The organism is Pseudomonas oleovorans subsp. oleovorans, from assembly GCF_002197815.1.
Taxonomy (GTDB): domain Bacteria; phylum Pseudomonadota; class Gammaproteobacteria; order Pseudomonadales; family Pseudomonadaceae; genus Aquipseudomonas; species Aquipseudomonas oleovorans.
Genome location: NZ_NIUB01000045.1, coordinates 25,674 through 35,478, shown reverse-complemented (window position 1 = coordinate 35,478; position 9,805 = coordinate 25,674). Strand labels below are relative to the sequence as shown.

Below are 9,805 nucleotides of genomic sequence, written 5' to 3'. Positions count from 1 at the left end.
GGTCTGGGCGCTTAGCTACCGCAGGCGACACATCAACGGAACCAAGCTCGCTGATGCTGTTTGTCAGTAGGCAGGAACCGCCGTATACGGAACCGTACGTACGGTGGTGTGGGAGGACGGCGGGGGTGACCCCGCCTCCTACCCGATTCAGCGCGTAGAAGGTCAAGCTGTAGCGCTTAACTGACTGGCATTAGCCCGAAGGCGGCTCCTGTGCGACTCGAAAGCATCTCGATCAGGCAAACGGATGACGCAGTACGATGGTCTCGTTGCGATCCGGGCCGGTGGAGATGATGTCGATCGGCGCACCAACCAGCTCTTCCACACGCTTGATGTAGGCACGCGCAGCGGCCGGCAAGTCTTCCAAGGTCTTTGCGCCCAGGGTGGATTCGCTCCAGCCCGGCATCTCCTCGTAGACCGGCTGCAGGCCGATGTAGCTGTCGGCGTCGGTCGGCGCATCGACCAGCACCTGGCCATTGGCATCCTTGTAACCGGTGCAAATGCGGATGGTTTCCAGGCCGTCGAGCACGTCCAGTTTGGTCAGGCACAGGCCGGAGATGCTGTTGATCTCGATGGCGCGACGCAGGATCACCGCATCGAACCAGCCGCAACGACGAGCACGACCAGTGGTGGCGCCGAACTCGTGGCCACGCTTGGCGAGGAAGGCACCGACATCATCGAACAGTTCGGTCGGGAACGGGCCGGAACCGACACGGGTAGTGTAGGCCTTGGTGATACCGAGGATGTAGTCCAGGTACAGCGGACCGAAACCGGAGCCGGTGGCGATACCGCCAGCGGTGGTGTTGGAGCTGGTCACGTAGGGGTAGGTGCCATGGTCGATGTCCAGCAGCGACCCCTGGGCACCTTCGAACATGATGTCCTTGCCCTCACGACGCAGATCATGCAGCACGGCAGTGACGTCAGCCATCATCGGCTTGAGCAACTCGGCGTATTCCATGCACTCATCCAGGGTTTTCTGGAAGTCGATGGCCGGCTCCTTGTAGAAATTGACCAGCTGGAAATTGTGGTAATCCAGCAGCTCGCCCAGCTTGGCGGCGAAACGCTCGCGGTGGAACAGGTCACCGACACGCAGACCACGACGCGCGACCTTATCTTCGTAGGCTGGGCCGATACCGCGACCGGTGGTGCCGATCTTGGCATCGCCACGCGCCTTCTCACGCGCCTGATCCAGCGCCACGTGATAGGACAGGATCAGCGGGCAGGCTGGGCTGATGCGCAGACGCTCACGCACTGGCACACCCTTCTCTTCCAGCTTGACGATTTCGCGCATCAGGGCGTCGGGCGCAACGACCACGCCATTACCGATCAGGCACTCGACGCCTTCACGCAGGATACCGGACGGAATCAGGTGCAGGACGGTCTTCTCACCGTTGATCACCAGGGTGTGGCCCGCGTTGTGACCACCCTGATAACGCACGACTGCAGCGGCCTGCTCGGTGAGCAGGTCGACGATCTTGCCCTTGCCCTCATCACCCCATTGGGTGCCCAGGACGACGACATTCTTACCCATAAACTTGTCCTCTTCGCGCAAGCTTCGATGCCGGCCGCGGGCCGGCGAAAATGTATTCAGGACGCCAGGGGCGCCACCTGCCAACGTCCATCGCGCAGCGTCAGCAGGCGATCACAGCCTGCTTCGCGCGCATCCGCCTCGCTCTGCCCGGGCAGCGCCTGTACCACGCGCTCGCCCTCACCACGCAGACGACGAACGGCCTGCCACAGATAGAGGTCATGATTGTCCGGCGCCCAGACACCGCTGAGCGCCTCATCCACACGCATGTCACCCAGGGTTACCAGGGTCTTCAGGTCCGTGGAGAAGCCGGTAGCCGGGCGCGCACGACCGAATACCGCGCCAGTATCGTCATAACGCCCCCCCTGAGCGATGGCACCGCCCTCACCCGGCACAAAGGCCGCGAACACCACGCCGGTGTGATAGTTGTAGCCGCGCAACTCGCCCAGGTCGAAGTACAGCGGCAGCTCCGGATAACGCAGCTCCAGCGCATCGGCGATGGCCACCAGCTCATCGAGCGCAGCGTGCACCGCATCCGGCGCCTCGACCAGCACGGCCTGGGCCAGGTCCAGCACTTCCCGGCCGCCACACAGCTCGGCGAGCGAACGCAGCATGCTGCCCAGGCCCGCCGGCAACGCGGCGGTCAGGCTCTCGATCTCATCCATGGCCTTGCGCTGCAGCGCATCGAACAGTTGCTGCTCGGCCTCACCGGACAGACCGGCGGCACGCGCCAGACCACGGTAGATGCCGACATGACCGAGATCCATGTGCACGTCCGGCACCGCAGCCAGCTCAAGGGTCTCGACCAGCAAGCTGATCACTTCGATATCGCTGGCCGGACTGGCGTCGCCATAGAGCTCGGCACCCAGCTGGATCGGGCTACGCGAGGTAGTCAGTGCACGCGGCTGCGCATGCAACACGCTGCCGGCATAGCACAGACGGCTCGGCCCCTCACGGCGCATGGTGTGAGCATCGATGCGCGCCACCTGCGGGGTGATGTCGGCACGAAAGCCCATCTGCCGACCGGACAGCGGATCGGTGACCTTGAAGGTACGCAGGTCGAGATCCTGGCCAGCGCCAGTCAGCAGGGATTCCAGGTACTCGATATGGGGGGTGACGACGAACTCGTAACCCCAACGTTGGAACAGATCCAGCACCTGACGGCGCGCCGCCTCGATGCGTGCCGCTTCCGGCGGCAGTACTTCTTCGATGCCATCTGGCAGCAGCCAGCGGTCTACCGTTGCCATTTCGCCATTCCCCTCTCGATCCGGGCGGCACAAGCCTTCAGTGAAGCAGATATAGAAGGGCCGTACCCAGCAGCATGCTGGCCAGCCCCATAAGGCGCAGTCGGCGGTCGGGCAGACGAGCTGCCTGCATGACCGCTCCGCGCCAATGGCGCGGATAGAGGAAGGGCAGGATGCCTTCCAGCACCAATACCAGACACAGTGCGATGCCGAGTTCCTGCCACATGATTCCCACAGACGCAAAAAAGCCGGGATTTTCCCGGCTGCCGCATGATACCACGTTTTACCTTGCGGTCACCCTGGCGACGCATCGCGCCGCCAGGGTTGCCGATCAAGGCCTGGATTTTTCCAGGTAGCGGAAGAAATCGCTGCCCGGGTCCAGCACCAGCACATCACGCTTGTCAGCGAAGCTTTCGCGGTAAGCCTGCAGACTCCGGTAGAAGGAGTAGAACTCCTGATCCTGACCGAAGGCGTTGGCGTAGATGGACGCAGCCTGGGCATCACCGTCACCGCGCAGCTCTTCAGCTTCACGATAGGCTTCAGCCAGCAGTACACGGCGCTGACGATCAGCATCAGCGCGAATACCTTCGGCCAGCTCACGACCCTTGGCGCGAAGCTCGCGCGCTTCACGCTCACGCTCGGTGCTCATCCGCTCGAACACGCTGCGGTTCACTTCGCGCGGCAGGTCGATGGCCTTGACCCGAACGTCGACCACTTCGATACCCAACTCACGCTCGGCGGCGCGGTTGAGGGTCGCGGTCACGTCAGCCATCAGCGCATCACGCTCACCGGATACCGATTCGTGCAGGGTGCGCTTACCGAACTGGTCACGCAGCGATGCTTCCAGACGACGCGCCAGACGCTCATCAGCGACCTGCTTCATGCCCGAGGTGGACCGATAGAAGCGCTCGGCATCCTTCACCCGCCACTTGGCATAGGCATCGACCATCAGCGCCTTCTTCTCCAGGGTCAGGAAGCGCGAGGACGTCGAATCCAGCGTCAGCAGACGACCGTCGAAGATACGCACCTGGTTGACGTAGGGGATCTTCACATGCAGGCCGGGCTGTACATCAGGCTGAACCACTCGCCCGAACTGCAACAGCACCGCACGCTCGGTCTGCGCCACGATATAGAAGCTATTCCATGCCACCAGGGCCAGAACCACGGCCACGATCAGGCCGATCAGGGACTTGTTGCTCATCAACGGCCCTCCCGGGTACGCAGGTTACGCTGCGACAGATCGCTGCTCAGCGGCACCGCTGGATCACGCGTTGTCGTGTTGCTGCTGTTGGCTGAACCGGAGGAAGAAGCACCGCCACGGCTGTCGATCATCTTGTCCAGCGGCAGATAGAGCAGGTTGTTCTGCCCCTTGTCGCCGGTGACCAGAACCTTGCTGGTGTTGCTCATGACTTCCTGCATGGTGTCGATATACAGACGCTCGCGAGTGATCTCGGGTGCCTTGCGGTACTCGGCCACCAGCTTGGTGAAGCGGTCAGCCTCGCCTCGGGCACGCGCAATGACTTCATCACGGTAACCATTGGCCTCTTCCAACATACGCTGGGCCTGACCACGGGCTTCCGGGATTACGCCGTTGGCGTAGGACTCGGCCTGGTTCTTCTCACGCTGCTCGTCTTCACGGGCACGAATCACGTCATCGAAGGCCTCCTGAACTTCACGCGGCGCAGCAGCGCTCTGGATGTTCACCTGAGTGATGGTGATACCGGTGCGGTAGTTGTCGAGGAAGCGCTGCAGACGCTCACGCACCTCGGTCGCGATCAGTTCACGGCCCTCGGTCAGTACCTGATCCATCTCGGTGGAGCCCACGACATGGCGCACGGCACTGTCGGTAGCGTGCTGCAGGCTGACTTCCGGCTGGTCGACGTTGAGCACGAAGTCCTGCAGATTGCTCACCCGGTACTGCACGGTCAGCGGTACTTCGATGATGTTCTCGTCTTCAGTCAGCATGGCGCCCTGCTTGCTGTAGGCGCGTTCACGGGTGACGTTTTCCTGGAACTTGCGGTCGATTGGCGGGAAATAGATATTCAGGCCAGGACCAACGGTCTCGTGGTACTTGCCGAAGCGCAGCACCACAGCCTGCTCCTGCTCATCCACCACGTAGATCGCGCTGTACAGCCATACCACCGCCAACAGGCCAAGGCCGACGAACAGCAGGCCGAAGCCACCGCCGCCACTGCGCCCGGAGTCGTCACCACGTTTCTTGCCACCGCCAAACAGCCCGTTGAGGCTTTCTTGCAGCTTGCGGAACGCTTCGTCGAGATCCGGCGGCCCCTGCCGGCCACCGCCTTTGCGGCCGCCCCAAGGGTCTTGATTGTTCGAGTTGCCACCCGGCTCATTCCAAGCCATAGCGTTCTCCGTACTAATAAAGCGAAGGCGCGCCCACGGCGCGCCGGCCAATGCTACCCAAAGCCCTATGGTGACAGCAAAGCCACCGTCCCAGGCTTTATTGCAAAGTATGTTGCTCGATGAAGGTTTGAGGCTCCAAACCTTCGCGACTCACCAGGCGATTGAGCTCGACTCGCGGCAAACGTACCGCCAGCAGGCTGCGCCCCGACTCATCATGCTCTTCGCTCTGCACCGCCCCCAGCGCGAAGAACTGCGCACGCAGTCGCCCCAAACGTTGCGGCAATTGCAGCGTAGCGACGAACAAATCTTCACCCAACAGCTCCGCCACTGCCTGCCGCAACAGTTCAAGGCCACGCCCCTCGCGGGCCGACAACCAGACACGCAGCGGCTTGCCATCAGCATCGCGTTGGATCTGCGGCTCGACACCATCCAACAAATCCAGCTTGTTGTATACCTCGAGCATTGGCAATTCGTGTGCGCCGATCTCCTTGAGCACGTTCTGCACCTGCTCGATCTGCGCCATACGCTCGGGCTCGTGGGCATCAATCACGTGCAACAGCAGATCGGAGTTGCTCGACTCTTCCAACGTAGCGCGGAAGGCCTCGACCAGCTTGTGCGGCAGGTGGCGAATGAAACCCACGGTGTCGGCCAGCACGATCGGACCAAGGTCGTCGAGCTGCAGACGCCGCAAGGTCGGGTCGAGCGTGGCGAACAGCTGGTCGGCCGCGTAGACCTCGGAGGTGGTGAGCGTATTGAACAGCGTGGACTTGCCGGCGTTGGTGTAACCCACCAGGGAAACCGACGGGATATCCGCGCGCCTGCGCCCACGGCGCGCCTGCTCACGCTGACTGCGCACCTTCTCGAGTTTCTGCTTGATCTGCCGGATGCGCACGCGCAGCAAGCGGCGGTCGGTTTCCAGCTGGGTTTCACCCGGACCACGCAGACCGATACCGCCCTTCTGCCGCTCAAGGTGAGTCCAACCACGCACCAGGCGCGTGCTCATATGGTCGAGCTGAGCCAGTTCGACCTGCAGCTTGCCTTCATGAGTACGCGCGCGCTGAGCGAAGATATCGAGGATCAGGCCGGTACGGTCGAGCACACGGCATTCGAAGGCACGCTCGAGGTTGCGCTCCTGGCTGGGCGTCAGGGTGTGATTGAAGATGACCAGGTCGGCCTCGGCGGCCTTGACGTGGTCGCGCAGCTCCTCGACCTTACCGCTACCGATCAGGAACTTGGCCGTCAGACGACTGCTGGGCACACTGAAGAAAGCGACCATGTCGGCGCCTGCCGACATGGCCAATTCCTGGAACTCCTGGGGGTCTTCGCTCGCCTCGGAGTCTTGGCCTTCCAGATGAACCAGGATGGCCCGCTCACCGCCCCCATGACGCTCGAAGAACAATGCAGCCCCCTATCAGGCGTTACCTGGCTCGCCATCTGCCTGCTCGGCATCGCCAGCACTCGGCAGGCGTACCGGACAGCTAGGCACGACGGTGGAAATGGCGTGTTTGTAGACCATCTGGCTGACGGTATTCTTCAGCAGAATGACAAACTGGTCGAAGGATTCGATCTGGCCTTGCAGCTTGATGCCGTTGACCAGATAGATGGAAACAGGGACGCGTTCCTTACGCAGGGTATTCAGGTAAGGGTCTTGTAGCGAATGCCCTTTTGACATGTGCCGCACTCCTTTCGAGGATCAATTTCAATAATTTTAGTAGTTAAACAATGGCTTCAGGCCGTACCACCCCCAAGGATAGACGACCAGCGGCAAGGTCTCATTTCAATATGGAGACGCTTTCCAGGTATTTCAAGACGCGAGACAGATTGTCGCAGGCCAGGCTATCGAGCCAATGCAAGTTCTCCCAACCGCGTAGCCAGGTGAACTGACGCTTGGCCAATTGCCGCGTGGCGATGATGCCCCGCTCGACCATCTCGTCCCGGGACAGCTCGCCATCGAGGTATTCCCATACCTGGCGATAACCCACCGCCCGTATAGACGGCAATCCCGCGTGCAAGTCACTTCGTCTACGCAGGGCTTCGACCTCTTCCACGAAACCCTGTTCCAACATCACCCGAAATCGTTGAGCGATGCGGTCATGCAAAACCTGACGCTGCGCTGGTGCGATAGCAAGCTGAGCAACAGTATAGGGTAATTGCCCGGCGCCTGATGTACCCGCATCGGGATTTCCTGCAGCCTGGCGCAGGCGATGCTCGGTCATGCTCAGGCCGCTCACGCGATAGACCTCAAGCGCCCGAGTCAGACGCTGCGGATCGTTGGGATGGATGCGCGCGGCGGACTCTGGATCGACCTCAGCCAGCTCCCGATGCAGCGCCTCCCAACCTTCGGCTGCAGCCCTTGCTTCCAGCTCGGCACGGATGGCCGGGGCGGCGCTGGGCATATCGGCCAAGCCCTCCAACAGCGCCTTGTAATAGAGCATGGTGCCGCCTACCAGCAGCGGAATACGGCCACGCGCCGTGCTCTCGGCCATGGCGGCCAGCGCATCGGCGCGAAACTCCGCCGCCGAATAGCTCTCGGCCGGATCACGAATATCGATCAGGGCGTGAGGAAACGCGTCGAGAATGGCGCGCTCAGGCTTGGCCGTGCCGATGTCCATGCCACGATAGATCAGCGCCGAATCAACACTGATCAGGTCACACGGCAAGACGCGCGCCAGCTCCAGGGCCAGGTCAGTCTTGCCGGCGGCTGTCGGGCCCATCAGGAAGATTGCAGGAGGAAGCGCAGGCATCGATATAACTCGGCAACAAAGACGGGAGCCCTCGGCGGGGCATTGCTCAATTACTGACCACGCATGAACAACTTGTCGAGCTGATCCATGCTCAATTGCGTCCAGGTCGGACGCCCGTGGTTGCACTGGCCGCTGCGCTCGGTCTGTTCCATATCACGCAATAGGGCGTTCATCTCGGGAATGGTCAGGCGCCGGTTGGCGCGCACCGCACCATGGCAGGCCATGGTCGCCAGCAGCTCGTTGAGGTGCGCCTGGATACGGTCGCTGGTGCCATATTCGAGCAGATCGGCCAGCACGTCGCGCACCAACTGGGTCGCTTCGGCCTGCTTGAGCAGCGCCGGAATCTGGCGGATCGCCAGCGTCTCCTCTCCCAGGCGCTGCAATTCGAAGCCCAGACGCTGGAACCACTGGCCATGCTCCTCGGCGCAGTCGGCTTCGCGCTGACTGAGAGCGATAGACTCCGGTACCAGCAACGGCTGGCCGCGCAACCCCTCACTGGCCATCGCATGCTTCAGGCGCTCGTAGGTGATGCGCTCATGCGCGGCGTGCATGTCCACCACAACCATGCCCTGGGCATTCTCGGCGAGGATGTAGACCCCCTTGAGCTGCGCCACGGCATAGCCGAGCGGCGGAATGTCGCCCTGCTCCTGCGGCAGCACTGCGGACGACGCAGCAGGCAGCGGGGCGAAATACTCGCGATAGGCGGCCTGCGCTTCGGCAGCCGGTACGCCGGGGTTGCCGGCCGGCTGCTGATAACCGGCACCTGCACCACGCCAGGCCGGCTGCGCATTGGCCACTGGGGTTTCCAGCACGCTGGCGGCCAGGCCCATTTCGCCCTGCGGGCCAAATTCTCCGGCGGCCAGGCCGCTTGCACGCGACATGGGTGAGATGGCCGCCGGAGCGGCCACCTGATCTTCCGGGCGCACATCGGCCAAGACCCGATGCAGGGTGCCATAGAGGAAGTCATGCACCATGCGGCTGTCACGGAAGCGCACTTCGTGCTTGGTCGGGTGAACGTTGACATCCACCGTGCTCGGATCGATTTCCAGAAACAGCACAAAGGTCGGGTGCCGGCCATTGAACAGCACGTCGCGATAGGCCTGGCGCACCGCATGAGCGACCAGCTTGTCGCGCACCATGCGGCCGTTGACGTAGAAATACTGCAGATCCGCCTGGCTGCGCGAGAAGGTCGGCAAGCCGACCCAACCCCACAAGCGCAGACCACCGCGCTCGATCTCGATCGGCAGCGCCTGCTCCAGAAAAGCCGGCCCGCAAACTGAGGCGACACGACGCGCACGACTGATCTCGTCACCCGCCTCGTGCAGGCTGAGCACCGTCTTGCCGTTATGGCGCAGGTGAAAGCCGACATCGAAACGGGCCAGCGCCAGGCGCTTGATCACTTCCTGCAGGTGATCGAATTCGGTCTTCTCGGCACGCAGGAACTTGCGCCGCGCCGGGGTATTGAAAAACAGGTCACGCACTTCCACCGAGGTACCCACAGGGTGCGCAGCAGGCTGCACGCGTGGCTCCATGTCACGGCCTTCGGTTTCCACCTGCCAGGCCTGGTCGGCGTCGGCGGTACGCGAGGTCAGGGTCAGGCGCGATACCGAGCTGATCGACGCCAGCGCCTCGCCACGAAAGCCCATGCTGAGCACGGCTTCGAGGTCTTCCAGCTCACGAATCTTGCTGGTGGCGTGGCGAGCCAGGGCCAGCGGCAGGTCGTCCGGGGCGATGCCACTGCCGTCGTCGCGCACCTTGAGCAGCTTGACGCCGCCCTGCTCGACGTCGACATCGATACGCCGCGCACCGGAGTCCAGGCTGTTTTCCAGCAGTTCCTTGGCGACCGAAGCCGGACGCTCGACCACCTCGCCCGCAGCGATCTGGTTGGCCAGGCGCGGGCTGAGCAAATGAATACGGGACATGACACT

At 62.5% G+C, this 9,805-nt stretch carries 9 protein-coding genes; all 9 read right to left on the bottom strand.

All coding sequences use genetic code 11. The features are described 5' to 3' along the window. Window positions 1–232: 232 nt before the first annotated feature. The 9 genes from PSOLE_RS20405 to mutL all read right to left on the bottom strand — a co-directional run bounded on the left by PSOLE_RS20405 (window position 233) and on the right by mutL (window position 9,799). Window positions 233–1,528: an adenylosuccinate synthase gene (locus PSOLE_RS20405; protein ID WP_003459211.1), complete on the bottom strand. Its 1,296-nt coding sequence runs from the start codon at window positions 1,526–1,528 to the stop codon at window positions 233–235. Window positions 1,529–1,584: 56 nt separating this feature from the next. Continuing rightward, window positions 1,585–2,772: an ATP phosphoribosyltransferase regulatory subunit gene (locus PSOLE_RS20400; protein ID WP_074855073.1), complete on the bottom strand. Its 1,188-nt coding sequence runs from the start codon at window positions 2,770–2,772 to the stop codon at window positions 1,585–1,587. Window positions 2,773–2,809: 37 nt separating this feature from the next. Beyond that, window positions 2,810–2,995, bottom strand: coding sequence for a DUF2065 domain-containing protein (locus tag PSOLE_RS20395; RefSeq protein ID WP_003459207.1), 186 nt, complete (start codon window positions 2,993–2,995; stop codon window positions 2,810–2,812). Window positions 2,996–3,100: 105 nt separating this feature from the next. Next, window positions 3,101–3,970 carry a protease modulator HflC gene (hflC, locus tag PSOLE_RS20390; protein WP_074855074.1) on the bottom strand — a complete coding sequence of 290 codons (870 nt, stop codon included), beginning with the start codon at window positions 3,968–3,970 and terminating at the stop codon, window positions 3,101–3,103. Beyond that, a complete protein-coding gene (hflK, locus tag PSOLE_RS20385) occupies window positions 3,970–5,133 on the bottom strand; it encodes an FtsH protease activity modulator HflK (protein WP_074855075.1) in 1,164 nt (387 codons plus the stop codon). The genes hflC and hflK overlap by 1 nt, the downstream gene beginning before the upstream one ends. 97 nt (window positions 5,134–5,230) lie before the next feature. Next, complete coding sequence (gene hflX / locus PSOLE_RS20380; RefSeq protein ID WP_074855076.1) at window positions 5,231–6,532, bottom strand: ribosome rescue GTPase HflX; 1,302 nt, start codon at window positions 6,530–6,532, stop codon at window positions 5,231–5,233. A 12-nt stretch (window positions 6,533–6,544) separates the two neighbouring features. Continuing rightward, on the bottom strand, window positions 6,545–6,805 hold the full coding sequence (hfq, locus tag PSOLE_RS20375) for an RNA chaperone Hfq (protein WP_074855077.1): 261 nt from the start codon (window positions 6,803–6,805) through the stop codon (window positions 6,545–6,547). 100 nt (window positions 6,806–6,905) lie between these two features. Further along, window positions 6,906–7,877 carry a tRNA (adenosine(37)-N6)-dimethylallyltransferase MiaA gene (gene miaA, locus PSOLE_RS20370; protein WP_003459186.1) on the bottom strand — a complete coding sequence of 324 codons (972 nt, stop codon included), beginning with the start codon at window positions 7,875–7,877 and terminating at the stop codon, window positions 6,906–6,908. 50 nt (window positions 7,878–7,927) lie between these two features. After that, window positions 7,928–9,799 (bottom strand): DNA mismatch repair endonuclease MutL, encoded by a 1,872-nt coding sequence (mutL, locus tag PSOLE_RS20365; RefSeq protein ID WP_074855078.1) that lies wholly within the window; start codon window positions 9,797–9,799, stop codon window positions 7,928–7,930. Window positions 9,800–9,805: the final 6 nt, after the last annotated feature.

Bases quoted from the DNA above. Each gene is read 5' to 3' on its own strand.
- PSOLE_RS20395 (WP_003459207.1), bottom strand. From the start codon at position 2,995: ATGTGGCAGGAACTCGGCATCGCACTGTGTCTGGTATTGGTGCTGGAA.
- mutL (WP_074855078.1), bottom strand. From the start codon at position 9,799: ATGTCCCGTATTCATTTGCTCAGCCCGCGCCTGGCCAACCAGATCGCT.
- PSOLE_RS20405 (WP_003459211.1), bottom strand. From the start codon at position 1,528: ATGGGTAAGAATGTCGTCGTCCTGGGCACCCAATGGGGTGATGAGGGC.
- hflC (WP_074855074.1), bottom strand. From the start codon at position 3,970: ATGAGCAACAAGTCCCTGATCGGCCTGATCGTGGCCGTGGTTCTGGCC.
- PSOLE_RS20400 (WP_074855073.1), bottom strand. From the start codon at position 2,772: ATGGCAACGGTAGACCGCTGGCTGCTGCCAGATGGCATCGAAGAAGTA.
- hflK (WP_074855075.1), bottom strand. From the start codon at position 5,133: ATGGCTTGGAATGAGCCGGGTGGCAACTCGAACAATCAAGACCCTTGG.
- miaA (WP_003459186.1), bottom strand. From the start codon at position 7,877: ATGCCTGCGCTTCCTCCTGCAATCTTCCTGATGGGCCCGACAGCCGCC.
- hfq (WP_074855077.1), bottom strand. From the start codon at position 6,805: ATGTCAAAAGGGCATTCGCTACAAGACCCTTACCTGAATACCCTGCGT.